This window comes from Nocardia sp. FBN12 (assembly GCF_050320175.1).
Lineage (GTDB): Bacteria > Actinomycetota > Actinomycetes > Mycobacteriales > Mycobacteriaceae > Nocardia.
In genome coordinates this window covers 1,760,106-1,786,037 of the sequence record NZ_CP190048.1, presented here as the reverse complement: position 1 = coordinate 1,786,037, position 25,932 = coordinate 1,760,106, and the positions used below count along the sequence as shown (strand labels likewise).

Annotated in this window: 23 protein-coding genes; 12 read left to right on the top strand and 11 right to left on the bottom strand. The window is 67.2% G+C overall.

Features of this window, described 5'->3' with window-relative positions; all coding sequences use genetic code 11:
* Positions 1-3: 3 nt before the first annotated feature.
* From ACQHI0_RS08815 to ACQHI0_RS08800, 4 genes are all read right to left on the bottom strand, one after another.
* Entirely contained in the window at positions 4-876 is an 873-nt protein-coding gene (locus ACQHI0_RS08815) for a MaoC/PaaZ C-terminal domain-containing protein (protein ID WP_427907438.1), read from the bottom strand.
* Positions 873-1,313, bottom strand: a complete 441-nt coding sequence (locus ACQHI0_RS08810) for a type II toxin-antitoxin system Rv0910 family toxin (RefSeq protein ID WP_427907437.1) — start codon at positions 1,311-1,313, stop codon at positions 873-875. Before ACQHI0_RS08810 ends, ACQHI0_RS08815 begins: the two co-directional genes overlap by 4 nt.
* Positions 1,314-1,348: 35 nt before the next feature.
* On the bottom strand, positions 1,349-2,539 hold the full coding sequence (locus ACQHI0_RS08805; protein WP_427907436.1) for a lipid-transfer protein: 1,191 nt from the start codon (positions 2,537-2,539) through the stop codon (positions 1,349-1,351).
* A 164-nt stretch (positions 2,540-2,703) separates the two neighbouring features.
* Positions 2,704-2,862, bottom strand: coding sequence for a hypothetical protein (locus ACQHI0_RS08800; RefSeq protein WP_427907435.1), 159 nt, complete (start codon positions 2,860-2,862; stop codon positions 2,704-2,706).
* A gap of 428 nt (positions 2,863-3,290) precedes the next feature.
* On the opposite strand from ACQHI0_RS08800, the gene ACQHI0_RS08795 reads away from it, so the two are divergent.
* Genes ACQHI0_RS08795 through ACQHI0_RS08785 form a run of 3 tightly spaced genes read left to right on the top strand, consistent with a single transcriptional unit; the run spans position 3,291 to position 6,183 of the window.
* Positions 3,291-4,529, top strand: a complete 1,239-nt coding sequence (locus ACQHI0_RS08795; RefSeq protein WP_427907434.1) for a sensor histidine kinase — start codon at positions 3,291-3,293, stop codon at positions 4,527-4,529.
* Positions 4,529-4,957, top strand: a complete 429-nt coding sequence (locus ACQHI0_RS08790) for a roadblock/LC7 domain-containing protein (protein WP_427907433.1) — start codon at positions 4,529-4,531, stop codon at positions 4,955-4,957. Before ACQHI0_RS08795 ends, ACQHI0_RS08790 begins: the two co-directional genes overlap by 1 nt.
* A 2-nt stretch (positions 4,958-4,959) precedes the next feature.
* Positions 4,960-6,183 (top strand): cytochrome P450, encoded by a 1,224-nt coding sequence (locus ACQHI0_RS08785; protein ID WP_427909119.1) that lies wholly within the window; start codon positions 4,960-4,962, stop codon positions 6,181-6,183.
* A gap of 45 nt (positions 6,184-6,228) precedes the next feature.
* On the opposite strand, the gene ACQHI0_RS08780 is transcribed toward ACQHI0_RS08785, so the two are convergent.
* Positions 6,229-7,431, bottom strand: coding sequence for a cytochrome P450 family protein (locus ACQHI0_RS08780; RefSeq protein WP_427909118.1), 1,203 nt, complete (start codon positions 7,429-7,431; stop codon positions 6,229-6,231).
* A gap of 394 nt (positions 7,432-7,825) precedes the next feature.
* Here ACQHI0_RS08780 and ACQHI0_RS08775 point away from each other — a divergent pair, with 394 nt between their 5' ends.
* Together ACQHI0_RS08775 and ACQHI0_RS08770 are read left to right on the top strand one after the other, a co-directional pair.
* A complete protein-coding gene (locus ACQHI0_RS08775; RefSeq protein WP_427907432.1) occupies positions 7,826-8,623 on the top strand; it encodes an SAM-dependent methyltransferase in 798 nt (265 codons plus the stop codon).
* 151 nt (positions 8,624-8,774) lie between these two features.
* Positions 8,775-9,842, top strand: a complete 1,068-nt coding sequence (locus ACQHI0_RS08770; protein WP_427907431.1) for an alpha/beta hydrolase — start codon at positions 8,775-8,777, stop codon at positions 9,840-9,842.
* 55 nt (positions 9,843-9,897) lie between these two features.
* Here the strand turns inward: ACQHI0_RS08770 and ACQHI0_RS08765 are convergent, their stop codons facing one another.
* Positions 9,898-10,524 (bottom strand): TetR/AcrR family transcriptional regulator, encoded by a 627-nt coding sequence (locus ACQHI0_RS08765; protein WP_427907430.1) that lies wholly within the window; start codon positions 10,522-10,524, stop codon positions 9,898-9,900.
* Between the two features lie 105 nt (positions 10,525-10,629).
* Here ACQHI0_RS08765 and ACQHI0_RS08760 point away from each other — a divergent pair, with 105 nt between their 5' ends.
* Entirely contained in the window at positions 10,630-12,552 is a 1,923-nt protein-coding gene (locus ACQHI0_RS08760) for an acyl-CoA dehydrogenase family protein (protein WP_427907429.1), read from the top strand.
* Positions 12,553-12,573: 21 nt separating this feature from the next.
* On the opposite strand, the gene ACQHI0_RS08755 is transcribed toward ACQHI0_RS08760, so the two are convergent.
* Positions 12,574-13,206, bottom strand: coding sequence for a TetR/AcrR family transcriptional regulator (locus tag ACQHI0_RS08755; RefSeq protein ID WP_427909117.1), 633 nt, complete (start codon positions 13,204-13,206; stop codon positions 12,574-12,576).
* A gap of 287 nt (positions 13,207-13,493) precedes the next feature.
* Between ACQHI0_RS08755 and ACQHI0_RS08750 the strand changes: the two genes are divergently transcribed.
* Genes ACQHI0_RS08750 through ACQHI0_RS08735 form a run of 4 tightly spaced genes read left to right on the top strand, consistent with a single transcriptional unit; the run spans position 13,494 to position 18,219 of the window.
* Positions 13,494-14,420 carry an alpha/beta fold hydrolase gene (locus tag ACQHI0_RS08750; RefSeq protein WP_427907428.1) on the top strand — a complete coding sequence of 309 codons (927 nt, stop codon included), beginning with the start codon at positions 13,494-13,496 and terminating at the stop codon, positions 14,418-14,420.
* A 21-nt stretch (positions 14,421-14,441) separates the two neighbouring features.
* Entirely contained in the window at positions 14,442-16,220 is a 1,779-nt protein-coding gene (locus ACQHI0_RS08745; RefSeq protein WP_427909116.1) for an N-acyl-D-amino-acid deacylase family protein, read from the top strand.
* A complete protein-coding gene (locus ACQHI0_RS08740) occupies positions 16,217-17,116 on the top strand; it encodes a metal-dependent hydrolase (RefSeq protein WP_427907427.1) in 900 nt (299 codons plus the stop codon). Before ACQHI0_RS08745 ends, ACQHI0_RS08740 begins: the two co-directional genes overlap by 4 nt.
* Positions 17,113-18,219, top strand: a complete 1,107-nt coding sequence (locus tag ACQHI0_RS08735) for a PDR/VanB family oxidoreductase (protein WP_427907426.1) — start codon at positions 17,113-17,115, stop codon at positions 18,217-18,219. The genes ACQHI0_RS08740 and ACQHI0_RS08735 overlap by 4 nt, the downstream gene beginning before the upstream one ends.
* A 67-nt stretch (positions 18,220-18,286) precedes the next feature.
* Here the strand turns inward: ACQHI0_RS08735 and ACQHI0_RS08730 are convergent, their stop codons facing one another.
* Entirely contained in the window at positions 18,287-20,347 is a 2,061-nt protein-coding gene (locus ACQHI0_RS08730) for an AMP-binding protein (protein WP_427907425.1), read from the bottom strand.
* 251 nt (positions 20,348-20,598) lie between these two features.
* Between ACQHI0_RS08730 and ACQHI0_RS08725 the strand changes: the two genes are divergently transcribed.
* Together ACQHI0_RS08725 and ACQHI0_RS08720 are read left to right on the top strand one after the other, a co-directional pair.
* A complete protein-coding gene (locus tag ACQHI0_RS08725) occupies positions 20,599-21,390 on the top strand; it encodes a GTP pyrophosphokinase (protein WP_427907424.1) in 792 nt (263 codons plus the stop codon).
* Positions 21,391-21,489: 99 nt separating this feature from the next.
* Positions 21,490-23,073, top strand: a complete 1,584-nt coding sequence (locus ACQHI0_RS08720) for an FAD-binding oxidoreductase (RefSeq protein ID WP_427907423.1) — start codon at positions 21,490-21,492, stop codon at positions 23,071-23,073.
* 7 nt (positions 23,074-23,080) lie between these two features.
* Here ACQHI0_RS08720 and ACQHI0_RS08715 read toward each other — a convergent pair whose 3' ends face one another.
* The 3 genes from ACQHI0_RS08715 to ACQHI0_RS08705 form a co-directional block, all read right to left on the bottom strand.
* Positions 23,081-23,896 (bottom strand): cyclase family protein, encoded by an 816-nt coding sequence (locus tag ACQHI0_RS08715; RefSeq protein WP_427907422.1) that lies wholly within the window; start codon positions 23,894-23,896, stop codon positions 23,081-23,083.
* A 93-nt stretch (positions 23,897-23,989) separates the two neighbouring features.
* The gene (locus ACQHI0_RS08710; protein ID WP_427907421.1) at positions 23,990-25,282 is read right to left on the bottom strand and encodes an MFS transporter; all 1,293 of its coding nucleotides are present in this window, start codon (positions 25,280-25,282) and stop codon (positions 23,990-23,992) included.
* Positions 25,283-25,326: 44 nt separating this feature from the next.
* Positions 25,327-25,839: an Lrp/AsnC family transcriptional regulator gene (locus tag ACQHI0_RS08705; protein ID WP_427907420.1), complete on the bottom strand. Its 513-nt coding sequence runs from the start codon at positions 25,837-25,839 to the stop codon at positions 25,327-25,329.
* Between the last annotated feature and the right edge of the window lie 93 nt (positions 25,840-25,932).

Below are 25,932 nucleotides of genomic sequence, written 5' to 3'. Positions count from 1 at the left end.
CTCCTAGTTGATTTCGACGCGGCCGTCGGTGATCGCGATCTGGCCCGCGGCTTCGGTCTCGAAGGCGTAGGCCCGCACACCCGGATCAGCGGATTCGGTGGCCCAGAAGCTGGTGGTGATGTCCTGACCGGGCAGTACCGGCTTGGCGAAACGCACGGCCAACCTGCGCAGACGCGCGGTGTCGCCGCCGGCGAGTTCGGTCAGCGCGGCCCACGAGGTGAACGCCATGGTGCACAGGCCGTGGTTGATGATGCCGGGCAGCCCTGCCATGCGGGCGATCTCGTCGTCGAGGTGGATCGGCATCGGGTCGCCCGAGGCCGGTGAGTAGCGGAAGGTCTGGTCGTCGTCGATGTGCGCGGTGACCTTCGCGACCGGGTCGGACGCCCGATCCTCGTCGGTGATCCGGTGGGTGGGCGCGAGCTCGCCTTCACCCGGGCCCGCGTCGACCTTGCGGAAGAACGCGGTCATCCACTGCTCGTTGACGAGCTCGCCTGCCGCGTCGCGGGTTTCGGCGTAGATCACCACGGTCGAACCGTTCGGGCGGCCCACGTAGCCGATCGGCTTGGCCCGCACCACGAGTTCGTCACCGGCCCGGATCGGCCGGTGGAACAGGAAGTCCTGCTCACCGTGGACCAGCTTCATCAGCAGCTCCACCGGGGCGACCGACAGCGCGGCGGGCGCCATCGAGGTGAACACCGGCACCACCGCGAACACCGGCGGCGCGATCTCGCCCGACCGGTGCGCGGGCACCGGATCGTTGGTCGCCGCGGCGTATTCGGCGATCCGCTCCTTGGTGACCGAGAACCGTTCTTCGTCGGTCCACTCCCCCAGCGCGGAGCCGTCGAAAACGACCCCGGCCGATTCCGAGGTGGTCATGCGGCCGAACCGACCAGTTCGGTGAACTTCTCCATCGACTCCTTCAGATCGGCTTCGGCGTGCTTGGCCACGGCCTTGCCGATCGGGCCGACGATCATCGCGCCCTTGAAGCTCGCGTCGAACGCGGCCGAGGAGCCGGTATCGGTGGCCTCGACCTTCAGGGCGAATTCGATGGTGACACCGGCCATTCCGGCGCCGGTGATGCGCAGGAACGAGTTCGGGACGACCTCGGCGACGGTCCACTCGATCTTGTTGGCCATGTTCATCACCGACACGACCTCGGTGAAACGCGAGCCCGCGGTGAGCTCGGCGGGCAGATCGCCGCGCCAGCCCTGGTGGATGGTCAGCCATTCCTCCCAGTTGGCGAGATCGCTGAGACGGGCCCACGCCAGCTCGGGGGCGACGGGCAGGGCGGTGGAAACGGACACTGATGCCATGGGATTACTCCTGGTGTGATTCGGATTGGGGAAGGTCAGCGGTTCGCGGGACGGTAGGCGGTCACCACGACCGCGCCACCGAGACCGATGTTGTGCTGCAGGGCGATCTGCGCATCGGTGACCTGGCGGGCGTCGGCGTCGCCGCGCAGCTGCCAGGTGAGTTCGCTGCACTGGGCCAGACCGGTGGCGCCGAGGGGGTGGCCCTTGGAGATCAGGCCGCCCGACGGGTTGACGACCCACTGGCCTCCGAAGGTCGTGGCGTTGTCGTCGACGAGCCGACCGCCCTCACCCGGCGCGCACAGGCCGAGCGCCTCGTAGGTCAGCAGTTCGTTGGTGGAGAAGCAGTCGTGCAGTTCGATCACGTCGATGTCGTCGGGGCCGATCCCGGCCTGCTCGTAGACCTTCAGCGCGGCGGTGCGCGACATGGAGGAGCCGACCAGGTTGATCGCGGTCGGGTCGGTGAAGGTCGACGCGAGGTCGGTGACCATCGACTGTCCGACGATCTCCACGGCGCGATCGGCCAGATTGTGCCGATCGACGAAATCCTCGCTCGCGAGAATCACCGCGCCGGAGCCGTCGGAAGTCGGCGAGCACTGCAGCTTGGTGAGCGGGCCGTAGATCTGCTTGGCCTCGAGCACTTCCTCGAGGCTGTATTCCTTCTGGAACTGCGCGTACGGGTTGTTCACCGAGTGCTTGTGGTTCTTCACGCCGATCTTGGCGAACTGCTCGGCGGTGGTGCCGTAGAGCTCCATGTGCTCCTTGCCTGCGGCGCCGAACATGTACGGCGCGGGCGGCATGGCGAACTCCTGCAGTTCGGCCAGCGCCAGCAGGTGCTTCATCATCGGCTGCTCGCGGTCGTCGTAGGTCGAACCGAGCGAGCCCTTCTGCATCTTCTCGAAGCCCAGGGCCAGGGTGCACTCGGCCAGGCCGCCGCGAATCGCCTGTGCGGCGAGGTAGAGCGCGGTGGAGCCGGTGGAACAGTTGTTGTTGACGTTGACCACCGGAATGCCGGTGAGTCCCAGCTCGTAGACCGCGCGCTGGCCCGAGGTGGACTCGCCGTACACGTAGCCGACGTAGGCCTGCTCGACCTGGTCGTAGTCGATTCCCGCATCGGCGAGCGCCTTGGTGCCCGCCTCGCGGGCCATGTCCGGATAGTCCCACTCCAGCGCGCCCGGCTTCTCGAACTTCGTCATGCCGACGCCGACGACGAACACCTTCTGTGTCATGTACGCACTCCCGTGTGCCGTGTGTCCCAGGTATGTGAGACACGGTGTCCTTGTAATTTAGGTTGGACACGGCGTCCAGGTCAATACCCTGAGGAATACGGCTCGAAAACGAGAAAAGGGCCGCACCGAGAACGGTGCGGCCCTGACGGGTCGTGCTTACCGATTCAGCCCTGTTGGCCGAACCGGCGCGGCTTCTTCGTGCCCATGATGTCGGTCCACCACGACTGCAGTGGGCTCGGCTCGGGCCAGTGAACGGTCGGATCCTCTTCCTCGGGGTCGGCGGGAGTCATGTCGAAAGGGTCGTCGTCGAGATCGCTCGTCATGCAGGTTCTTCCTCGGATCGATCGACGGCGCCGCAGCGGGGAGACGAGAGAAGGAATAGCCGGTGACTCGGGGCCGAGTGCGGCGACGACGCGCTGGTCACCGCTGGTCCACGGCCGACCTGTATGGACTCAACCGTACACCGCGTGGATAAACCGACGGTATCAATTCACCGCCCGATACCACAATGCGAGTCACGTTCTGCAGCAACTCGTTTCGTGCACTCGGCGGTTCGCGCTGCTAACGTGTCCCCCGTCGCCGAAACGCCGGGCAACGAGCCCGGAATCGACCGAAATCACGCGCGCCGTGCCGAATTATGGTGCGGCGCAGCGCTTGTGAGTATCGGACGGCGGCGAGAAGTCTCGTCGGAGAGACCGGCGAGGACCCGGCCACCACGGCTCTTCGGTCGGCACACACGACAAAGGAACCGATGACTCCGACGCTCGCGGTCTTCTTGTTCTCGACAGCAACAGTGGTCCTGATCGGCGCGGTCGCCGTGGCAGTCCAGGCACTGCGCAACGAACGCCGGATCCGCGGTCACCTGGCGGTGGCCGAGCGCGAACTCCACGCCAAAGACCTGGCGATGGAGCAGATGTCGCTGGCCAACGCCGAGGATTTGCGGGCGCGCGAACACGAGGCGCTCGTGGCCGTGCAGGCCGCCGAGGAGCGCACAGCGGCGCAGCTAGAGGCGGCACAGGAGACGACGCGCGCCCAGGTCTCGGCCGACGCGCGCGCGGCCACCAGCAACGCGGTCCGCGCGTTCGGCACCACCGTGGTCAGCCTCGGCGCCGACGTCGGCCAGGTCGTGAGCAACGCGCTGCGGGAGAACCGCAACGACGAGGTGTACGCGACGCTCACCCGGATCGACCACACCGTCCAGCAGATGATCCGCCAGGCGCAGGCCTACGTGATCGTCTCGGGTGGGCTGCCCGGCAGGCGCTGGCCCCAGCAGACGGTCGGCGACGTGGTCGGCGGCGCCACCGGCCGGGTGCGCGACTATCTGCGCGTGCGGACGGGCCACTGCGAGCAGGTGGTGATCAGCCGGGCGGTCGAACCGCTGGTGCACACGGTCGCGACCCTGCTCGACAACGCGCTGCGCTACTCGCCGCCGTCGTCGTTCGTCGACATCTCCTACCAGCAGGGCCACCACGGCGTCACGGTGATCATCGACGACGCGGGCGTGCGGATGAGCCGGGAGCAGATGGAGGAGGCGCGCCAGGTGCTCTCGGGTGAGCGGGTCATCGACATCAACGCGCTCGGCCCGTCGCCGCGGGTCGGGTTCCCCGGTGTCGCCGCGCTGGCGCGCCGCTACGGCTTCGCCGCCTACGTCGACGGACCCAATATCTACGGCGGCACCAGGGCGATGGTGTTCGTTCCCGCGGCGCTGCTCGTCACGGCCACCGAGGTGCACCACCCCAAACATGCCGAGGTACCGGAACCGGTAGCACCACAACCTGTTCCCGAGGCCGCCGCGCCGGAGCCCGAGGCGGTCGAGCACGAGCGAACCACCGGCGGTCTGCCCAAGCGCACGCGCCGCGCCATCACCCCGGCCGACGCGCCCGCCGACACCGGCGGGCTGGCCCGCCCCGAGCTCGCCGCGGCCTGGCACAGCGGCTCCCGACACGGTCGCGCCGCGGCCGCGCGTTCCACGAAAGGGCACGACAGCTGATGAGTACTCCGATCGCGACCAGCACCAACCGCCTCGCGTGGCTGCTCGACGACCTGGCACTCGACGGCGTCCGGTTCGCGGTGTTGTTATCCGAGGACGGTCTACGGGTGGCGCACTCCGGCGACATCAGCACCGATGACGCGGAGCGTTTCGCGGCCGCCGCGTGCGGCCTGCGGTCGCTGGGCAAGGTCCTCGGCGAGTTCTGCGGTGGACTCGCGAACACGGTGCGCCAGAACATGACCGAATACGACGAGGGCATGGTCCTGATCACGGCCGCGGGCGCGGGCACGCTACTCGGCGTCGCGACAACCCCCGAGGTGGATCTCGCGCTGGTCGCCCATCGCATGAACGAGCTGGCCGCCAGGGTCGGCCACGAACTCGGCGCGTCGCCGAGACACCGATCGTCGACTCAGGAGTACATGCTGTGACACTGGATGTTTCGCCCGATTCGCGCAGTGGTCAGGATCGGGTGCCGCTGTACTCGGCCGAATTCGCGGCCGACCCGCAGAGCACCTACCGTGAGATGCGGCACCGCTTCGGTTCGCTGGTCCCGGTGGATTTGGTGCCCGGCGTTCCCGCCACCCTGGTGATCGGCTACCGCACCGCGGTGCAGATTCTCAACGATCCCGACCATTTCCCCGCCGACCCGCGGATGTGGGAGCGCGACATCCCCGGCGACTGCCCGATCCTGCCGATGATGCGCTATCGCCCCAACGCGATTCGCACCGCGGGCATGGAGCACACGCGCCACCGGCAGGTCACCGTCGCCGGCTTGGCGGGGGTGGACCTGTACCAGCTGCATCGCACCGTCGAGCAGATCGCGATGCCCGTGATCAACTCCTTCTGCGCCGACGGCAGCGCGGACCTGCTGAGCCAGTACGCCTTTCCCGTCATCTTCGCCACCATCAACGCGATGCTCGGTGTCCCCGATGGCATCGGTGGACGGGTCGCCACCGGGATGGGGCAGATGTTCGAGGGCGGCGAAACCGCGGCCGCAGGCACGCAGATGATGGAGGACGCACTGTACGACCTGGTGCGCCTCAAGCGCAGCGAACCCGGCGACGATGTGACGACCCGCTTGGTGCACCACTCGCAGCAGCTCACCGACGAGGAGCTGATGAACCAGGTGCTCACGATGTACGGCGCCGGCATCGAGCCGATGCTCAATCTGATCCTCAACACGGTCCGGCTGATGCTCACCGATCAGCGTTTCGCGGGCAGCCTGCTCGGTGGCAGCCTGTCCACCCGCGACGCACTCGACGAGGTGCTCTACACCGACCCGCCGATGGCCAACTTCTGCACCACCTACCCGCGTCAGCCGATCCTGGTCGACGATGTGTGGTTGCCCGCGCACCAGCCGGTCGTCATCAGCATGGCCGCGTGCAACAACGATCCCGCGATCGGGACCGGCGACTTCCTCGACAACCGCGCGCACTTGGCGTGGAGCACCGGCCCGCACGGCTGCCCGGCGAAATCGCCTGCCTACCTGATCGCCCAGGAGGCCATCGACCAGCTCCTGGACGCGCTGCCGGAACTCGAGCTCGCGGTACCCGCGGACGAACTGGTCTGGCGGCCAGGTCCTTTCCACCGGGCGCTGGCCGGGCTACCGGTGGTGTTCCCCAGCACTCCCCCGCTGGTGGTACCCGGCAATTGAGCCCGTGCCCGGCCGACCCGGTGGTCGGCCGGGCGAGCTCGCCGCTCAGGCCTCGCGCACGTAGGCGGGCAGGTGGTGGTGACCGTTGGAGATGAAACTGGGCACCGTACCGAGTTCGGTCGACGGAACGGCCAGCTTCAGATCGGGGAACCGTTCGAACAGGGCAGGCAGCGAAACCAGCGCCTCGAGCCGGGCCAGCGGCGCACCGAGGCAGTGGTGCGCCCCGTAACCGAAGGCCATGTGCGACTGATTCTTTCGGGTGGGATCGAACTCATCGGCGGTCTCGCCGTGCAGCTTGGGATCGCGGGCGGCCGCGGCGTAGCTGGCCAGAATCGGGTCACCCTTGCCGATGGACACACCGTCGATGTCGATGTCGTCCACCGCGAAACGCAGCGGCAGATGCGCGACCGGCGACTCGAACCGCAGTGTCTCCTCGATCAGGTCGGGCCAGGTGATCGCGCCGGCGCGCACCTGCTCGAGCACGTCGGGGCGGGTGAGCAGGGCGGTGATGGCCTGGTCGAGCAGATTCACGGTGGTCTCGTGCCCCGCCGAGATCACCAGCAGCAGGGTGCCGACCAGTTCTTCCTCGGTGAGCGCGCCCTCCTCGTCGTCGTGCTGGACGATCAGCAGGCTGGTGATGTCGTCGCCGGGCTGTTCGCGCCGCAGTGCCACGAGTTCACCGAGGATCCGGTACATCTCCATGTAGTTGGCCTGCGACTGCTCCGGGGTGAGCGTGGTGTCGAAGATGCCGTCCACGCACGTGCGCAGGCCCGGGTTCAGCGATTCCGGTACCCCCATCAGCTCCGAGATCACCTGAATCGGCAGCGGGTACGCGAACTGCTCCCGCAGATCTACCGGCTGACCCGCCGGGGTCTGCGCCAGCGCGTCGAGCAGTTCGGTGGTGATGCGCTCGACCCGTGCGCGCATGGCCTCGGTGCGGCGCGCGGTGAACGCGGGCGCGACCAACTTGCGCAGCCTGCGGTGATCGGTGCCGTACGCGGTGAACATGTTCGGCGCCGCGACCCACAGGTACAGCGGCCAATCCGCGGGAATCTCACCGGCGACGAAGGCGGGCCAGTGCTGGCTCGCGTCCTTGGAGACCCGGGGATCGACGAGTAGTTTCTCGAGCAGCGCGGCATCGGTGATCGACCACGCCTGCACTCCGCCCGGCAGTTCGACCCTGGTGGCGGGACCGTGTGCCCTGATCTCGACGTTCTCACCCTGAATGTCTTGCCCAGTCGGGTCCATTACCACCCGATTCGTCACCGTTTCCACTGTGAAACCTCTCGATCACCCGGTGCCCCGCGGACCTTTGACTCTCCGCGATCGCAACGAAATATCTTGCTGGACTAGACCTTACGGTCCGTTAGCGATGCTACCGGCCGAACGTGTCTGTCGCAGTGAACACTTGAAATGGGCGATACACAGTGAGATCGAACCAACGCGACGATCGAAGTGGATATCCACGGCCGCGCGACTTCACCCCCGTTCGGGCCGATGAGCGCAGCCTGGGCGTTCACAGATAGGCCCGCCCGACACGCCGTGAATCTTGTACTGTCGCAAACAGATCAGATGCTATGCCGCTGGTGGTTCTCCCCTGGGCGGGGCGCGCCACCGTCACAGTTGCAGAGGAGCAAGGCTCATGGCCGACGTGCAGACCCCCGTGATCAGGACCGACATCCCCCACTCCGCCCGAATCTGGAACTACTGGATGGGCGGTAAGGACCACTACGAGATCGACAAGATCGCCGGCGACGCCGGACTGGCGGTCGACCCGGATATTTCGACCATGGCCGTACAGTCCCGGCAGTTCCTCATCAGGGCGGTCCGCTTCCTGGCCAAGGAACGCGGCATCAAGCAGTTCCTCGACATCGGCACCGGGCTCCCCACGATGCAGAACACCCACGAGGTGGCCCAGGGCGTCACGCCCGAGGCCCGAGTGGTGTACGTGGACAACGACCCGCTGGTGCTCACGCACGCGCGCGCACTACTGACCAGCACCACCGACGAGGGTGTCACCACCTACATCGACTCCGACTTCCACGATCCGGAACAGATCGTCGCCGATGCCCGCAACGTACTGAACTTCAACGAGCCGATCGCCGTGATGTTCATGGGCGTGCTCGGTCACGCCAAGACCTACGACGACCTGCTGCGCATCGTGCGCACGGTCGTCGGCGCGGTGCCCTCGGGCAGCTACCTCATCATGTGGGACGGCACCGACGACAGCCAGGCCTACGTCACCCTGTGCGAGAACTACACCGGCACCGGCGGCACACCGTATGTACCGCGTCCACAGGCTCAGATCCGCGGTGTCTTCGACGGCCTCGAACTGGTCGAACCGGGCTTCACCTCGATCACCCAGTGGCGCGCGGAGACCACCGAGGTGGGCCAGGTCCTGCCGATCTCGGCCTACGGCGCGGTCGCCCGCAAGCCATGACCCGCGATGCCGCGCCCCTGCCTGTTGGGGCGCGGCGGTGCGCAACCGGTGGTCGACCTGCGGATTCGGTGTAATCTCAGTGAACAGATAAGGTGATACAGGGAGTTACAGTTAGTTTTCTCCCGTCGTCTCGACGTATCCGGAGAATTACATGGGCTCCCTCTCGGTTGCACTGCGCAACGTGGTCGCGCTCTTCAATGACGGCGTCGAGCCGTACGCACCCACGCCGTCGGACATCGTCTACGACCAACCGCACCGCACCTTGCTGCGCTACCGGCGCTCGAGCCCGGCGACCGGCGCTCCCGTCCTGCTGGTGCCACCTCTGGCAGTAACGATTTCCTGCTACGACATGCGGCCGAGCCAGAGCCTGGTGCGATTCCTCCTCGACCTCGGGCGCGAGGTCTATGTGCTCGACTACGGCGAGATCACCTACGCGGACCGCGATCTCGGGTTCGAGGAATGGGTCGACGACATCGTGCCGACCGCGATCGGCGCCGTCAGCGCGGACAGCGGGGACTCCCCTGTCGACCTGATCGGCTGGTCCTTCGGTGGGACCATCAGCGTGCTCACCGCGGCGGCGCACGCGGACCTGCCGATCGGTTCGGTCACCGCGGTCGGGACACCGTTCGACCAGCGGCGCAATGGGCAGATCTCCTTGGCTCGCAAATTCGGGCAGCTCACCGGCGGGCGGGTGGTCACGGCGGCGATACGGGTCGCCGGTGGGGTGCCGAAATATGGTGTGCGAGCCGGTTTTCGCATCCAGTCCATCGACCGCGAGCTCACCAAACCCTGGTTCATCGCGCGCAATATCGCCGATACCGAGGCGCTGGCCCGCATGCAGTCGGTGGATCGGTTCATGGACACCATGCCCGGCTACCCAGGGCGGTTCTATCGTCAGGCCTACCGGCAATTGATCATCCGCAACGAAATGCTCAGGGGCACAGTACATCTGGGACCCGATCGCGCGATCCAGCTGACCGGGCTCACCGCGCCGACCCAGCTGATCGGCGGCACCAAGGACGCGCTGGCATCGTCGGCGTCCGTCGCGGCGGGCATCGGGGTCCTCACCAGCGCGTCAGAGGTTCGCTTCACCGAGGTCCCGGGAAGTCATCTCGGCATCATCGCGGGGCCTGCCGCCCGCGATACCACCTGGGCGACGATCGCGGACTTCCTCGACAGCGTGCGGTTGTCCACCCGCACACCCGCACCCACGCGCTGACCGAACGGCCGGTACGGGCCCCGTTCACCGGGACGTACGACCTACGCCGCGGGCATCACGCGCTGCGCATGGCGCGATAGACGGCCGAGCCCATGAAGGCACCGAGGTCGTCGGGATTCCACTCGCTCTGGTGCGCGAACAGGGTTCGGACCGCGCTTTCCGCGGCCGAGACCCATAACTCCACCAGTGCGGGCAATTTGCGCTCGGCATCGTCGATCCCCCAGGCCTGCAAGGTCGGACGCAGCAACGCCGTGCAGCGCTCGACCGCCAGCCGTCGACCCCGGCCGAAGGAACCGGCGACCGCGGGGTCGGGGTTGCCGTAGATCAGTCGCCAGGCGTCGGGTCGCTCGGCCGCCTTGTGGAGCAAGGTGCGGAAACCCTCGACGAACACTGTCTCGTCGGCGTCGGTCGCGCGCGGCGGCAGTACGTCGAGGACACCGGAGATCAGAAAACTCTCCTCGCGCTGGATCAGCGCGTCGATCAGTTCGACCCGATCGGGGAAGCAGGCGTAGATCACCGGGCGGGTGACCTTCATATAGTCGGCGACCGCGCCCATCGTGACCGCGGCGACGCCGTCGTCGGCGGCGATCGCGAGCGCCGCGTCGAGCACCTGCGGCCTGCGCCGCTCGGGGCCGAGGTGCGCGGCCCGCCCTCGCCGCTGCACTGCCGTCTCGCTACCCATGAGCCCACAATAGCAACCCACCAGCTGTTCCTACATCATTGTACGAAAATGCTACAGTGGCGAATGAACCGTCCGACCGCGCTGGACGCCCGCAGGAGGAGCGAGATGCCCCAGGATTTCTTCAACCCGAACACCGCCGACTTCGCGCAGTTCGATCCGGCGACGCGCAGGCTGTTGCGCGCGACGGTCGACTGGTTCGAGACCCGCGGCAAGACCCAGCTGCTCGATGACGACCGGTCCCGCGTCTGGCCATCGGACTTCCTCGACTTCGTCAAGAAGGAACGCCTGTTCGCCACCTTCCTCACTCCGGCGGCCGAGGCGGGCGGTGACCCGGACAAGCGCTGGGACACCTCGCGCAACGCCATGCTGAGCCAGATCTTCGGCTTCTACGGCATGACCTACTGGTACATCTGGCAGGTCACCATCCTCGGCCTCGGCCCGATCTGGCAGAGCGACAACGCCGTGGCAAAGAAGAGGGCCGCCGCACAGCTCGAGGCAGGCGAGATCTTCGCGTTCGGCCTGTCGGAGAAGGAACACGGCGCCGACGTGTACTCCACCGACATGATCGTCGACCCGCAGCCCGACGGCGGTTACACCGCGACCGGCGGCAAGTACTACATCGGCAACGGCAACCTCGCCTCGATGGTCTCGGTGTTCGGGCGTCGTTCGGACAAGCCGATCATCGACAGCGCCGCGGCCTTGCGCCGCAAGCCGACGCAGGAGGACTACGAGGGGTATCTCTTCTTCGTCGCCGACTCCCAGCACGACGCGTACAAGCTCAAGAAGAACGTCGTGAACAACCAGATCTATGTCGCGGCTTTCGATCTCGAGAACTACCCGGTCGCCGAGGAGGACATCCTCCACCGCGGCGAGGACGCCTTCCATGCCGCGATGAACACCGTCAACGTGGGCAAGTTCAACCTCGGCTTCGGTGCGGTCGGCGCCTGTGAGCACTCCTTCTACGAGGCGATCGACCACGCCGAGAACCGGATCCTGTTCGGGCACAGGGTGACCGAGTTCCCGCAGGTCCGGGCGCTGATCACCGATACCTACGCGCGTATCGCCGCGATGAAGCTCTACAGCGCACGCGCGGTGGACTACATGCGCTCGGCCTCGCCGGACGACCGCCGCTACCTGCTGTTCAACGCCATCGAGAAGATGTCGGTGACCCGCCAGGGGCAGCGCGTGATCGAGGATCTGGCCGACGTGATCGCCGCGCGTGGGTTCGAGAACGACATGTACTTCCCGGTCGCGATGACGGCCATGTTCGGCCTGCCGCGGCTGGAAGGCACCGTCCACGTCAACATGGCGCTGTCGCTGAAGTTCATGGCCAACTACATGTTCCACCCCGCCGACGCCGGCTTGGCCGCGATGCAGTCGCTGCCTGGCGCCTCGGTGGCATCCACGGGAACCACCCGCGCGGTCGCCGGTGCGCTCACGTGGTCCAGTCGTAAGATCACTCCGCGTCTCGGCGCGGTCGTGAAGCCGCTGCGTGCCGAATTCACCAGTGCCGCTTACGCTCCGGTGCCCTCGCGCCACGACACCGCCGACGACGAGTTCCTGTTCCGGCAGGGCCCGAGCAGCGGCTTGGGCCGGATTCGCTTCGCCGACTGGCGCCCGGTCTTCGAGAGCTTCGGCAATGTGGCGAACGTGGCGGTGTTCCTCGAACAGGTGCTCGCGCTACAAGCGCTGCTCGCGGTCGCCGCGCCCACCTCGTCGCAGCAGCAGGATGTGGACTTCCTGTTCGCGTTCGGTGAGCTGTTCACCGCGGTGCCCTACGCGCAGCTGGTACTGGAACAGGCGCGCATCGACGGCACCGATCCGGCGGTGCTCGATCAGATCTTCGACGGGTTCGTGCGCACCTTCTCCGCGAACGCGCTCACCCTGCACAACAAGCCGACCGCCACCCCCACCCAGCAGCGCCGGGCTCTCGACCTGGTTCGTCGCCCGGTCTTCGACGGCTCCCGTTTCGAACAGGTTCTCGGTAGGGCCCGCGCACTGGCCGGTTCCTACGAGATGAAGGCCTGAGCCGGCAACACCGGGTGGGTGTCAGTCGAACGGCGGCGCGTTTTCGGTGATGGTGGCCAACGTCGCCGCCACCGACATGTCCGGCTTGATGACGACGCCCTTCTCGCGAAGAAAGCCGTCGAACAATTGGACGACGGCATTGGTCGTCCGATCGACGAACAGTGCCGTCGGTTCCGGCAGCGGAACCGGATCGGTGTCGAGCCACAGGTCGGTGACGGCCATGACGAAACCGACGATGCCACGCAGCAGATGATCGATACCGTCGGTATCGAGCGCGACCGAGGACAGCACGCTGCGGCTGCGCTCGGCCAGATCGTGCGAGAGCCGCCGACCGATGTCCAATGGCCGAGCAGACGGGTCGGTGCTGGACACGCTCTGGGTGAGGACGAGAAACCGGAAGACATCGGGATGCTCGGCGATGACCCCGGCATAGGCAGTGAGGAACCGATGAATCGTGGCCCGTGGCGGCTGCATGATCAACGAAAGATCCGGCGCGACGGCGGCGTAGACCCGCCCGACGAGCCAATCCGAGACCTCGCCGTCGAGTTCGGATTTGTCGGCGAACATGCGGTACAGGCGCGGTTTGGCGACGCCCATCTCCCGGGCGAGCGTTTCCATGCTCACTTGAGGTCCATCGCGGTCGATGCACCGCACCGCACCCGCGATGACTTGTTCGCGGGTGAGCAGCCGTACGGGCGACCGGCGAACCGGTCTGGACGATGTAGTCACTGTTCTCCCTGATCCACCTTTCGGGTACGGCCAGGATAACGGCGCCCGGCGGTGGATCGGCCACGGTGTCGCGGGCCGACTCGTCCGGGCTGTTGACAGCCGCGCCGTAGATCTTCAAGATATTTCCGGTACCACGCGTACCACCAATCGGTACCGACGGTACTATTGAATGCGCACGGAGCAACGTCGCCCCGTGCCGGAAGGAGTCTCGTATGACGCGCGAAACCGGCAGCCCCCGCCCCGGGGCAGCGTCATCCAGAACGCATCTGGTGCGCAACGGCGACATCTCGCTCGCTGTTTACGAATTCGGCCTGGAAGACGGTATTCCGGTGGTTCTCGTCCACGGTTGGCCTGATACCCATCACCTGTGGGACGGCGTCGTGCCCCTGCTGTCGGACAGATATCGCGTGATCTCCTACGACACTCGCGGGTACGGACAGTCCAGCGCCCCGACCCAGGTATCGGCCTACGAGCTGAACCGGCTCGCGACCGACTTCTTCGCCGTGGTGGAGGCCGTGAGCCCCACCGAACCGGTGCATGTCGTGGCCCACGACTGGGGCTCGGTCCAGGTCTGGGAGGCGGTGTGCGAGCCGGGTGCGGACCAGTACGTGGCGTCGTTCACCTCGATCTCGGGCCCCAACCTCGACCACCTGGCCACCTGGATGCGTCGCGGCGTGCGGTCGGGCACCCCGCGTGGGATCTGGGGCACGCTCAGCCAGTGCGTGTCCTCGGCCTACACCACCTTCTTCATGTTGCCGATCCTGCCGGGCCTGTTCTTCCGGCTCGTGGGCACCGAGAAGAGCTGGAAGTTGTTCCTTCGCGCGGTCGAGGGCACGCCCGCCGAGCAGATCTCGCTGGCGCCGACCCTGAAACAGGACATGATCTCGGGGCTGCGCTTCTACAAGGCCAACATCATCGCCCGCATGTTCGGGCCGCGGGAACGCCGCACCACCGTTCCGGTGCAGTTGCTCGTGAACACCCGTGACATCGCCGTGCGCCCCGCGGGCTACGACGACACCGCGAAGTGGGCTGATCAGGTCGTCCGCCACGACCTACCGCGCGGGCATTGGCTGCCCTATTCCGACCCCGCCGCGATCGCCGAATACGCCGACGCGTTCATCCAGGCTCAGCCCAAGTAACGACGAATGAGAGAAAAGCCCATGCTCGACTTCGACATCGTCATTACCGACGGTCTGTGGTTCGACGGCACCGGAGCCGCGTCCGCGCAGCGCACGATCGGCATCCGTGACGGCATCGTCGAGGCCGTGTCCGCGACCCCGCTGCCGATCGGCCCCGACACCGAAGTGATCGACGCCGCGGGCAAGTGGGTGCTGCCTGGCTTCGTCGACGTGCACACCCACTACGACGCCGAACTGCTGATCAAGCCCGAACTGTCGGAGTCGCTGCGCCACGGTGTCACCACCGTCGTCGTCGGCAACTGCTCGCTGTCGACGGTCCTGGCGTCCAACGCCGACTGCGCGGATCTGTTCAGTCGCGTCGAGGCCGTGCCCCGCGACGCGGTGCACGGAGCCCTCGACACACACCGCACCTGGTCGGACCCGGGCGAGTACGCCAAGGCACTCGACGCACTGCCGTTGGGCCCCAACGTCGCCGCGTTCCTCGGCCACTCCGACCTGCGCACGCATGTGCTCGGACTCGGCCGCGCCGTCACCCGCGACACCAAACCCACCGCCGCCGAAATCGAGCAGATGACCACCCTGCTCGACGCGGCGGTCGACGCCGGCTTCCTCGGTCTGTCGTCGATGACGAACAAGCTCGACAAGATCGATGGCGACGAATACCGCTCGCGGTCGCTGCCCTCGACCTATACCCGGGGCAGAGAGGTACGCGCGCTCAACAAAGTGCTGCGCAAGCGTGGCCGTGTCCTGCAGAGTGCCCCGACGGTCAGCCTGAACCCCAACATCGCCAAGTTCTTCCTCGCCAGCGCGGGCATCGGCCGCGCCAAGCTGCGCACCTCGCTGCTGTCGGCTGCCGACTCCAAGGCCTACCCGCCGCTGGTGTGGTTCATGCTCTACGCCGCGCCGCTGCTGAATCGCTTCGCCCGCACCGACTTCCGGTGGCAGCATCTGCCCGTGCCGTTCACCGTCTACGCCGACGGCATCGACCTGGTGGTGTTCGAGGAGTTCGGCGCCGGTGCCGCTGCCCTGCACCTCAAGGACCAGGTCGAACGCAACGAACTACTCCAGAGCGAGCCGTACCGCCGCTGGTTCCGCAAGCAGTACGACAACAAGTTCACTCCGCGCATCTGGCACCGCAATTTCTTCGACGCCGAGATCATCGCCTGCCCTGACGAATCGGTGGTCGGCAAGTCGATCGGGCAGGTCGGCAAGGACCGTGGCCTGCACCCCGTCGACGCCTACCTCGACATGGTTGTCGAATACGGCCCGGCCCTGCGGTGGCGCACGACCATCGCCAACGATCGCCCGGAGTACCTGAACAAGCTCGCCGCGAGCCCCGGCGTGCAGATGGGCTTCGGCGACGCGGGCGCGCACCTGCGCAACATGTCGTTCTACAACTACCCGCTGCGCCTGCTCGAAAGGGTGCTGCGCGCACAGGAATCCGGCAAGCCGTTCCTGAGCGTGGAGCACGCGATCCATCGCCTCACCGGTGAGCTCGCCGACTGGTACCGGATCGATGCGGGTCACCTGCGCGAAGGCAGCCGGGCCGATCTGGTCGTGATCGACCCCACCGGACTCGACGACGAGGTCCACCAGCTCCACGAGGCGCCGCTGCCCGAATTCGGACTCGATCGCATGGTCAATCGCAACGACCGCGCTGTCGTCGCCACCGTCGTCAACGGCCGCAAGGTCTTCGGCGCGGGCACCGTGGCGCCCGGTATCGGCGCGGACTGGGGAACCGGGCAGTTCCTGCGCGCAGGCCACGACAACTCCGCTCCCTTCGCACAGGAGACCCGATGAAGCGCCCCTTCCGTCGCGCCGCTCGTACCGCGCATGCCCCTGATGTCGCCCTGCAGGCCCGCAATGTGAAGTTCGACTGGACTTCGGCACCACTGCACTGGATGCCGAACGAGCCGATCGCCTCGCATGTGGTGAACTCGCTGAACTTGCTGCTGCCCGAGGGCGAGCGGATGTTCTGTGCCACCTACCGCGACGCGCTGCCCTACGTGCGCGATGCCAAGGTGCGCGAGGCCATGCTCGGATTCATCGGCCAGGAGTCGATGCACGCCGAAACCCATGCCAAGGTCCTGGATCAGGTTTTCGCCGCCCACCACATCGACACCGCGCCCTACACCCGCCAGATGGAGTACGTCTTCCGCAACTCGCTCGGCGCGCGCGAGGGCAGCCCGCAAGCGGCACAGACCCGACTGGTCGAACGGTTGACGTTCATCGCCAGCCTCGAGCACTTCTTCGCCTGGCTCGGCGACTGGATTCTCAACGCCGACTTGGAATCCCACGGTGCCGAACCACGCGTGCTCGACCTGTTCCGCTGGCACGGCGCCGAGGAAGTCGAACACCGCAGTGTCGCCCACGATGTCGCGATCTACTTCGGGGCCGGGTATGTGCGGCGTGCGGCAATCATGCTGCTCGCCATCCCGATCCTGCTCAGCCTGGTCGTACGCGGCACGAAGTTCCTCGTCAATCAGGATCCCGAACTGCCGAAGATGGGGTACCCCACGCTGATCTGGAAGATCCTCGGGGCGATGTGGCGGGGCGCGCTGCCGGGTATTCCGGCGCTGCTCATCAGCGCCGGGTCCACGTTCAACCCGCGCTACGACCCGGCGAATGTCGGCTCGACCGAACAGGCGATCGCCTATCTGGCCAAGTCTCCGGCAGCGAGGGCGGCGGACCGGTGACCGTATACCCCGCACCCAAGGTGATCCCGCCGGACCTGTACGGCAAACATGAGCACGACCCGACGACCAGAGTGCTCGACAAGGTCGCCGACCTGCGCGTGCGGTGGTCGACATTGATCAACCGCCGCCCGATCCGCACCAGGGCCGACGACGCCCGCTTCCCGGTGGTCGTCACCGACCGGGTACTGGTAGCCGAGGACCAAGCCGTCATCAATCTGGGGCTGCGCGCACCCGACGGTTCCGAACTGCCCCGGTGGGCGCCGGGCGCGCACATCGACATCGAACTCCTGTCCGGGCGGCTACGGCAGTACTCGCTGTGCGGCGACCCGGTCGACACCGGCGAGTACCGCATCGCAGTGCGGCGCATTCCCCACGGCGGCGGCGGGTCGATCGAGGTCCACGACGAACTGCCCGTCGGGACCGAGGTCGTGATCCGAGGACCACGCAACGCGTTCCCCTTCGCCCCGCCAGGGCGCGGCTCATCGGCCAAACGCCTGCACTTCGTCGCGGGCGGCATCGGCATCACCCCGATCCTGACGATGGCGCGTGCCGCCGACCGGCTGGGTATCGCCTGGACCCTGGTCTACTGCGGGCGAAGCCGCGACACCCTGCCGTTCCTCGACCAGCTCGCCGAACTGTCCGGACACGTGGTGGTGCGGACCGACGACGAGCACGGAACACCCGGTGCCACCGATCTTCTCGACGGTGTCGATCACGACACGGCGATCTACTGCTGCGGCCCCACCCCGATGACAGCCGCCCTCGTCGCCGCCGTGCGCACGATGCCGGGCATCGAGTTCCACTCCGAAAGGTTCTCTCCCGCACCGGTTGTCGACGGCACCGCGTTTGAGGTGGAGCTGGCGAGCACCGGCGAGATCGTGCCCGTCGCCGCCGACCAGACCATGCTCGATGCCCTGCTGAAGGTGCGCCCCGACCAGCCCTACTCGTGCCGCCAGGGCTTCTGTCGCACCTGCGTCGTCCACGTCACGAACGGCACCCCCGACCACCGCGACGGCGCACTGACCCCCGAGGAACACGCCGCCGGGGTCACGCTGGCCTGCGTCTCGCGCTGCGCGGGTAAGCGCCTGGTCCTCGACCTCTGAGCGCGAAAGCGGCCAGGGCATGTGGTTCGCCCTACCCGGCCGACGGCCGCGCGGCGCACCGAGACGCTCAGCCGGCCAACCCCTCCGGGTCGACCAGCAAGCGCTTGAGTACCTTGCCGGTCTCGCCGCGTGGCAGCGCGTTGAGGAACGTGACGTCACGCGGCACCGAGAAGCGGCTGAGCCGATTGCGGACGTAGGTGCGCACCATCTCCGGGTCGAGTCCGGAACCTTCGTGCTTGACGAGGAACGCGGCCAGTCGCTGACCGAATTCGCGATCCGGCACGCCGACCACCGCGACATCGGTGACCTGCGGCAGGTGTGCCAGCGCCTCTTCCACCGGGCGCGGGAAGACGTTCTCCCCGCCCGAGATGATCATCTCGTCGTCGCGGCCCGCCACGAACAGCCTGCCCTCGGCGTCGAGGTAGCCGAGATCGCCGGTGTCCATCATGCCGTCGGACTCCTCGGGCGGTGCGTCGCTGACGTAGCCGTCGAACAGCATGTGGTTGCCGACGAAGATCCGCCCCACCACCCCGATCGGCACCGCCCTGTGTTCGGCGTCGAGGATCGCGATCTTGGTTCCGAGGGGCGGGCGCCCGGCCGTCGTCGGCGCGGCGCGCAGGTCCGCTGGCCCGGCCACGCTGGCCCAGGAAACCTCCGTGGAACCGTAGAGGTTGTAGAGGACGTCGCCGTAGTCGTCGAGGAACCGGTCGACAGTGGCTGCCGCGAGCGGTGCGCCGCAGCTGATCACATGCCGAAGGCTGCTCAGGTCGTACCGGTTTCGCACCTGCTCGGGCAGGTCGACCAGGCGTTGCACCATCGTGGGCACCGCGATGAGCGTGTGCACCCCGTGTTCGGCGACGCGGCGCAGGCATTCCTCGGCGGCGAAGCCCTGGGCGAGCACCACGGTGGCCCGCACCGCGGTGCTCAATTGCAGTGCCGACAGCCCCCAGGTGTGGAACAGCGGCGCCGGGATCATCATGGTGCTACCCGCGTGGATCGGGATCAGCGACAGCAGCGCGACCAACGTGTCGAAGCCCTTCGGGTGCGGGCGACGCGCCCCCTTCGGGGTGCCGCTGGTGCCGGAGGTGAGCACGATCTGGCGTCCTGGCACCGTCGGGACGGGGAACTTCGTGTGCCGGATCGCGATGAGGTCCTCGATCGTGATCCGCGTCGGGTCGGCGGGCGCGTCGTCGGTGAAGAAGCGCGGCAGGTCGGTGTGCAGGTACTGCACGAGATGCGCCAGTTCGGTGTCGACGAACAACGCCGAGAGCCGATGCCGCTGCACGATGTCCTCGATCCGCCGCCCGGACAGTCCCGAGTTCAACAGCGCGACATCGACGCCGAGCTTGCCCGCCGCGACCATGGATTCGACCATCCCGCAATGATTTCCGGCCAGCAACCCCACCGCGTCCCCCGCGCGCAGCCCGACCTCGTACATCGCGCCCGCCAACGCCGTGGTGCGCTTGTCGGTTTCGGCGAAGGTGGCGGTGCTGCCGTCGTCGATCAACGCGACCTGGTCCGGGCTGTGCGCGGCGCCCGCGGCGTATCCGCCCGCGAGATTGAATCCCCACCGGTACAGCGACCGCAGCTGCCTCGCCGAGGTCAGCGGCGGCGAGACCTGACCCGAGTGCACCCACCAGCGCACGAGCTCGGATTTGCGCCGGATCGGTGCCCGGTTGCCGTTGGCCACGACCGAGGTACGCGCGCCGCTCACGACGTCGGCCGCGCGCCGCAGCCCGTCCTTGACCCAGCCGATGATCGCCGCGTTCGTCACCCCCGCCAGCGTCGGGTGCAGCCGCGGCGCCGCGAACACGGTCACGCTGACTCGGGTGCGCTGCTCGTCCCCGGTCAGCCGGACCAGGGCGAAACTGCCCGATTCGGGATTGTGCAGTTCGAAACTCTCGTACCAGCGCCCGATGGTCAGCGCCAGCCCTGTACGCCGTACGCCTACGCCCCGATCACCGATTCTGACCTCCCACACGGTGCTGCCGTCGGGGTTCAGCAGCCGGTCACAACCCCCGATCCCGGCCCACAACCGCGGATAACTCTGCGGTTCGAGCAGAACATCCCACAGGGCCCGGCGCGAGATCGAGAACTCCACGGACACATCGACGACATCACTCGGCATTGCTGCGCGCTTTCCTCAGCCCGGCCACGTTGCCGGGTAGTGCCCGCTCGCCTCGGCCCCCGTGCCGTGACGGTGCCCGTCGTCAGGCACTGCACCAGAAGTCATCCTCGGCCGGTCGGCCCGTGGGCAAACGAAATATCTACGGATTCTGTCGGCCGAACGAACACAACAGCCGGGAGCTGTGAGAGTTGCCAACGTGATGCCGCACGCACTGACGAGGTGTTCGCCCGAACAACGGCACAATGGAATCGATGAAACAGTGGCAGCGCGACCCCAGCACCGATGACGGCCCGCTCGGCGACGGCGACGGCGTGGGCATCGACGACCTGCGGGTGCTGCGGGAGCAGTTCGTCGACTTCATGCTCGGCTACAAGTTCGCGATCGACGAAGTGACGACCAAGATCAATATCTTGCGTGAGGACTTCAACAACACCCACGAGTACAACCCGATCGAGCACGTGGGTTCGCGGCTCAAGTCGCCCGAGAGCGTCCTCGAGAAGGTCCGCCGCAAGAACTACGCGATGAACCTGGCGGCCATCCGCGAGAACGTGCTCGATATCGCCGGGGTCAGGGTGGTGTGCAGCTTCATCTCCGATATCGGCACGATCAGGGACATGCTGGCCGGTCAGGAAGACATCACGGTCCTCGAGGAGCGCGATTACATCACCCACCGCAAGCCGAACGGCTACCAGAGCATGCACCTGATCGTGTCGATCCCGGTGTTCCGCTCCGACCGCACCGAACGGATTCCGGTGGAGATCCAGATCCGCACGATCGCGATGGACTTCTGGGCCAGCCTCGAACACAAGATCTACTACAAGTACCGCGGCGAGGTCCCGCCGAACCTGCGCAGCGATCTCGCCCAGGCGGCCGAGGTCGCCACCCAACTCGACGAGAAGATGGAAGCCCTCCACCGCCAGGTCGATCGCAGCGCGCAACCGAAGAAAGAGCCTGCCACCGACGCTCTGGACTTCAGCACCTTGTACAACAACCTCACCGGCGGCCACCCCGTCTACCTGCGCCCCACCGATCCACCGGCCTGACCCGAACGCCACCCGTCATCGTCGCAGGCCACGCGTAAGAACACGCGCACCACCGGCCGGAACCCGGACACGTCACCCGATCTGCGGCAGACTGACCCTGTGTCCGAGCAAAGAAGCCCGGTGTCGCTCTCACGTCGACGGTTCCTCGCCGCGGCCACCGTCGGCGGCACGCTCGCCGCGTTCGGCGTTCCCGCTGCCCGCGCCGACGAGCGCACTCTCGGTGTGGGCGAAGCGCAGTACCAGGCCCTCGCCGAGCGCGGCTACAACCGCCGGTTCCAAGCCCGACCAGCGAAGATCTATGTGCCGACGACGACCGAGGAAGTTCGCGGTGCTGTCGCGCGAGCGGTCGCCGAGGACGCGCGGATCGCGGTGCGCTCGGGCGGGCATTGCTTCGATGATTTCGTCGACAACGCCCAGACCCGTTCGATCATCGACCTCGGTCGACTCGGTGCGGTGTTCTGGGACGAGCACCACCGCGCCTTCTCCGTCGACGCGGGCGCCGACATCGGCACCGTCTACACCGCACTGCATCGGTGGGGCGTCACCGTGCCGGGTGGGATCTGTCTCGGCGTCGGGATGGGTGGTCATGTCAGCGGTGGTGGTTACGGTCCGCTGTCGCGGCGATTCGGGCTCGTCGCCGATCACCTGGCCGGGGTGGAAGTCGTCACCGTCGATGCCGATCGCACCGCGAAAGTCGTGGTTGCGACGAAAGACGGCCCCGATCGCGATCTGTGGTGGGCGCATACCGGTGGCGGTGGCGGCAATTTCGGTGTGGTGACCCGGTTCCTGCTCCGATCGCCCGGGTCCGACGGCTCGGATCCGGCGCTCGCGCTACCGAAACCGCCGCACAGCATGCTCAGCGCGCGATTGATCCTGCCCATCACGACAGAGGATTCGTTCGTCCGGTTGCTCGGCAACTACCTCGGATTCTTCGAACGCCACAGCGCGCCCGGCAATGAGTTCGCCGGTCTCTACGCACCACTGATGATCCGGACGACGGGCACCGGCGCGGCCGAGATGCTGATCCTGTTCGATGCCGAAACCCCTGACGCGCGCGCCCGTTTCGACGAATTCGTCGACACGGTGAGCGACGGCGTGTTCCCGCCGCCCATTCTCACCCCGGTCACCGGGCTGTCCTACCCGGACACGGTGAACCAGGTGTATTACGCGAAGGGCGCGAACACCACGCGCGTCAAGGTGAAAGCCGCCTATCTGCGCACGGCGTACTCCCCCGAGCAACTCCGAATCTTCTACCGCTATATCACCGATCTCCGTTTTCTCGGTGAGTCCCAGCTCGAATTCCTGCCGTTCGGCGGCGCGATCAATGCCGTCGCCGCCGATGCGACGGCGATGCCCGCACGGGATTCGTTCATGAAGATGCTGATCCACGCATCGTGGCGACTGCCGTTCGACGACGACCGGTATGTGCGCTGGGCGCGCGAGATGTACCGCGACGTCCATGCCGGGACCGGCGGCGTTCCGGTGCCGAACGAGGCCTACGGCGGCAGCTACATCAATTATCCTGACCCGGACCTGGCCGATGCCGAGTGGAACCGCTCAGGCCTGCCGTGGCACGCCTTCTACTACGGCGACAATTATCAGCGCCTGCTGCGAGTCAAGGCCGCCGCGGATCCGGGAAATGTTTTCCAGCACCGGCTTTCGATCGGCAGACCGGACTGGTGATGGCACCTCAGGTGAGTGCGAGCACCCGGCACGGTCCGCCGGTTCCGCCTGCGTGCTTCGGTGCGCCGACGATCACCGTGGCACCTTTCGCCGGTACGGCCGCGAGGTTGGCGAGCATCTCCACCCCGTAACGACCGGCACCGAGAAAAGCTGTGTGCGCACCGTATTCGGGATCGGCACCGCAATCCAGGCTGAGCGTATCGACACCGGCCCCGACGATTCCATGTTGCGCGACAAGGTATTCCGCGGCCTCGGCGGAGAATCCTGGCGCGTGCGGTGTTCCTCGGTCGTCGAGATTGAGGAAGGTCGACGGACGGTCTATCCGATGCTCCCAGCCGGAATACATCGCGACAAAAGCGCGCTCGGGGATATCCCCGTGCCGCGACCGCCAATGGTCGATATCGGCCACGGTCACCACCGCGTCGGCGTCGACGGCGGCTTTGGCACTGATATCGATCACGACGAGCGGCGCGACGAGGTCGTCCACCGCGAGCCCCTCGGTCGTAGTGGCGCCGGGAATCCGATGGGCGGGCGCGTCGATATGGGTTCCGGTGTGCTCCCAGTACCCGAGCGCGAACTGCCCGAACCCGCCCGACGCGTGCCAGGCCACCGGAACCATGACCATCGGCGGATTACCCGGCCAGACCGGCAATTGCGGCGTCAGTGTGTGGGTCAGGTCGACGACGCCGGAGCGCGGCGCGGCAACGGCGGGCGCGGGCGCCACCGCAGTCAGCGCGGCGAGACCCGCCAGGCCGAGCGCCGCCCGCCTGCTCGGCCGCGGCACACGCTCCTGGGCGAGGCGAACGATCTCAGGCGAACACACCGGACTCAAGATAGTCGAGTGAACCGGGTAAGGCGGCTGATCACGGCCGAGAAGCCCGGTGTCGTGTCGAGGCCGACACCGCGTGTTGCCTGGCTACTCGACGAAGTCCTTGTCGCGCTCCTGTCCGGCGACACAGCGGTCGCTGTCCCGCACATCGCCGGGACCTCGATGCAGGTTCGCGGGCCCGAGACCGCGGGACAAGCCGAGAATCATCGCGGCGCAGCCGAGTCCGGAGAGAACGAGGCCGGTGCCGAAGAGGGCGGGGTAGCCGGCCAGGTCACCGACGAGTCCCGCGGCCATGCCCGCCACGCCCTGGACCACCACAATGGCGCAGGCCATGAGGGTGTAGTCGCTGCCCGCGTGGTCGGGTTCGGACGCGTCCATCATCAAGGCGAAGACGGCGACAGTGGCGGCACCGCCGAAGACGTGCTCGGCCAGGCTCGCGGTGACGAGGAGTTCGAAACCGCCGACGCCGAGGGCGGTGAGCAGGTACAGCGCGATGCTCGCGGTCTGGGTGATGCCGCCGATCAGCAGCGCCTGGCGGCGACCGAAACGGTAGGCCAGCCAGCCACCGAGGGCCGCGCCCGCCAGCGCGCCCGCCGAGGAGAGGACGCCCTTGATCAGGGCGATCTCGCCGAGCTCGAGGCCCGCGTCGGTCATGAACGGGCCGGTGAGCGCCGCGGCCATCGAGTCACCGAACTTGAACGCGCCGATCAACGCGATGAATGCGAGAACGCCGGGGCGGCGCAGTCTGGTCCACCAGGCGCCGAGCAGTCGCGTGGGCCGCGTGCGCTCGGGTCGGTCGGCGACCGGCTCGCGCAGCAGCCACACCGGCACCGTGGTGAGCACGATCAGCACGGCCATCGCCAGGAACAGCGCCCGCCACCCGGCCAGCGCGTACAACCACAGTAGGGCGCCACCGCCGACGATCATCCCGACGCGATAGGCGCCGACCTGGACCCCATTGCCCAACCCGCGCTCACGCGAACCCAGCATGCGCACAGCCAAACCGTCGGTGGCCACGTCCTGGGTCGCCGAGAGCAGATTCACCACCACGATGCCCGCGAACAACCACCGCAGCGAGGACGACAGATCCAGGCAGGCCAACACCATCGCGACCGCGGCCGACAGCAGTTGCAGCATCAGCAGCCAGGTGCGCCGGGTGCCGTACCGGTCGACGTAGGGCGCCCACAAGAACTTCAGCGCCCACGGCAGGAACAGGACACCCGAGGCGCTGATCGCGGTCAGCGAATAGCCCGAATCGCGCAACACCACCGGCACCGCCTGGGTGAAGAAGCCGAACGGCAGTCCTTGCGCGAAATACAGCGACGACAACAGCAACAGCGTGCCCGCGGTGATCACACCCGGCCGGGTGGTGGTGCTCATGGGCACATCGTCGCAGAGAGCCCGGCCCGGCGCCGGGCGCGGGCTCACCGGGTGGGGTGCGCGCTGCGAATGTGCTCGAAGACCAAACTGGTCTCGGTCGACGCGAATTCGCGAGTCGCACTGAGCTCCTGGGTGACGAACTCACGCAACGCGTCCGGCGAGGCCGCCGACACCTGGATCAGGAAGTCGACGGTGCCGGCCAGGAAGTACACGTTCACCACCCCGGGTAGCGAGGCGAGCTTGGTGCTCAGCTCGCCGATGCGGGCCCTGGCCGCCGGTTGTACCTGGACCGAGATCATCGCTTGCAGCGGCAGCCCCAGCGCCTCCGGGGCGATATCGGCGTAGAAGCCGCGGATGGCACCGAGTTCGCGGAGTCTGCGCAGGCGCAGCGAGCAGGTCGACGCGGCGATGCCGACCCGCGCCGCCAGGACATTGTTGGGTACGCGGGCGTCCTCGGCGAGTTCGCCGAGCAGTCTGCGGTCGATGTCGTCGAGGTTCGACGGCGACCCGCGGAACGGCTGCACGGTTTGCGGGTGGTTTTGCTGTCGCGCGGACATGACCGCAGGATACTCAGCTTTTGCGCTGAATTCCGGTGATTGTGCAGGTCCTATAGCTGATAGCTAATTCTTCGCCGATGCTCGGGTCAGAAC

Bases quoted from the DNA above. Each gene is read 5' to 3' on its own strand.
- ACQHI0_RS08770 (WP_427907431.1), top strand. From the start codon at position 8,775: ATGGGCTCCCTCTCGGTTGCACTGCGCAACGTGGTCGCGCTCTTCAAT.
- ACQHI0_RS08725 (WP_427907424.1), top strand. From the start codon at position 20,599: ATGAAACAGTGGCAGCGCGACCCCAGCACCGATGACGGCCCGCTCGGC.
- ACQHI0_RS08780 (WP_427909118.1), bottom strand. From the start codon at position 7,431: ATGGACCCGACTGGGCAAGACATTCAGGGTGAGAACGTCGAGATCAGG.
- ACQHI0_RS08765 (WP_427907430.1), bottom strand. From the start codon at position 10,524: ATGGGTAGCGAGACGGCAGTGCAGCGGCGAGGGCGGGCCGCGCACCTC.
- ACQHI0_RS08775 (WP_427907432.1), top strand. From the start codon at position 7,826: ATGGCCGACGTGCAGACCCCCGTGATCAGGACCGACATCCCCCACTCC.
- ACQHI0_RS08795 (WP_427907434.1), top strand. From the start codon at position 3,291: ATGACTCCGACGCTCGCGGTCTTCTTGTTCTCGACAGCAACAGTGGTC.
- ACQHI0_RS08730 (WP_427907425.1), bottom strand. From the start codon at position 20,347: ATGCCGAGTGATGTCGTCGATGTGTCCGTGGAGTTCTCGATCTCGCGC.
- ACQHI0_RS08745 (WP_427909116.1), top strand. From the start codon at position 14,442: ATGCTCGACTTCGACATCGTCATTACCGACGGTCTGTGGTTCGACGGC.
- ACQHI0_RS08750 (WP_427907428.1), top strand. From the start codon at position 13,494: ATGACGCGCGAAACCGGCAGCCCCCGCCCCGGGGCAGCGTCATCCAGA.
- ACQHI0_RS08760 (WP_427907429.1), top strand. From the start codon at position 10,630: ATGCCCCAGGATTTCTTCAACCCGAACACCGCCGACTTCGCGCAGTTC.
- ACQHI0_RS08790 (WP_427907433.1), top strand. From the start codon at position 4,529: ATGAGTACTCCGATCGCGACCAGCACCAACCGCCTCGCGTGGCTGCTC.
- ACQHI0_RS08705 (WP_427907420.1), bottom strand. From the start codon at position 25,839: ATGTCCGCGCGACAGCAAAACCACCCGCAAACCGTGCAGCCGTTCCGC.
- ACQHI0_RS08815 (WP_427907438.1), bottom strand. From the start codon at position 876: ATGACCACCTCGGAATCGGCCGGGGTCGTTTTCGACGGCTCCGCGCTG.
- ACQHI0_RS08805 (WP_427907436.1), bottom strand. From the start codon at position 2,539: ATGACACAGAAGGTGTTCGTCGTCGGCGTCGGCATGACGAAGTTCGAG.
- ACQHI0_RS08710 (WP_427907421.1), bottom strand. From the start codon at position 25,282: ATGAGCACCACCACCCGGCCGGGTGTGATCACCGCGGGCACGCTGTTG.
- ACQHI0_RS08740 (WP_427907427.1), top strand. From the start codon at position 16,217: ATGAAGCGCCCCTTCCGTCGCGCCGCTCGTACCGCGCATGCCCCTGAT.
- ACQHI0_RS08800 (WP_427907435.1), bottom strand. From the start codon at position 2,862: ATGACGAGCGATCTCGACGACGACCCTTTCGACATGACTCCCGCCGAC.
- ACQHI0_RS08810 (WP_427907437.1), bottom strand. From the start codon at position 1,313: ATGGCATCAGTGTCCGTTTCCACCGCCCTGCCCGTCGCCCCCGAGCTG.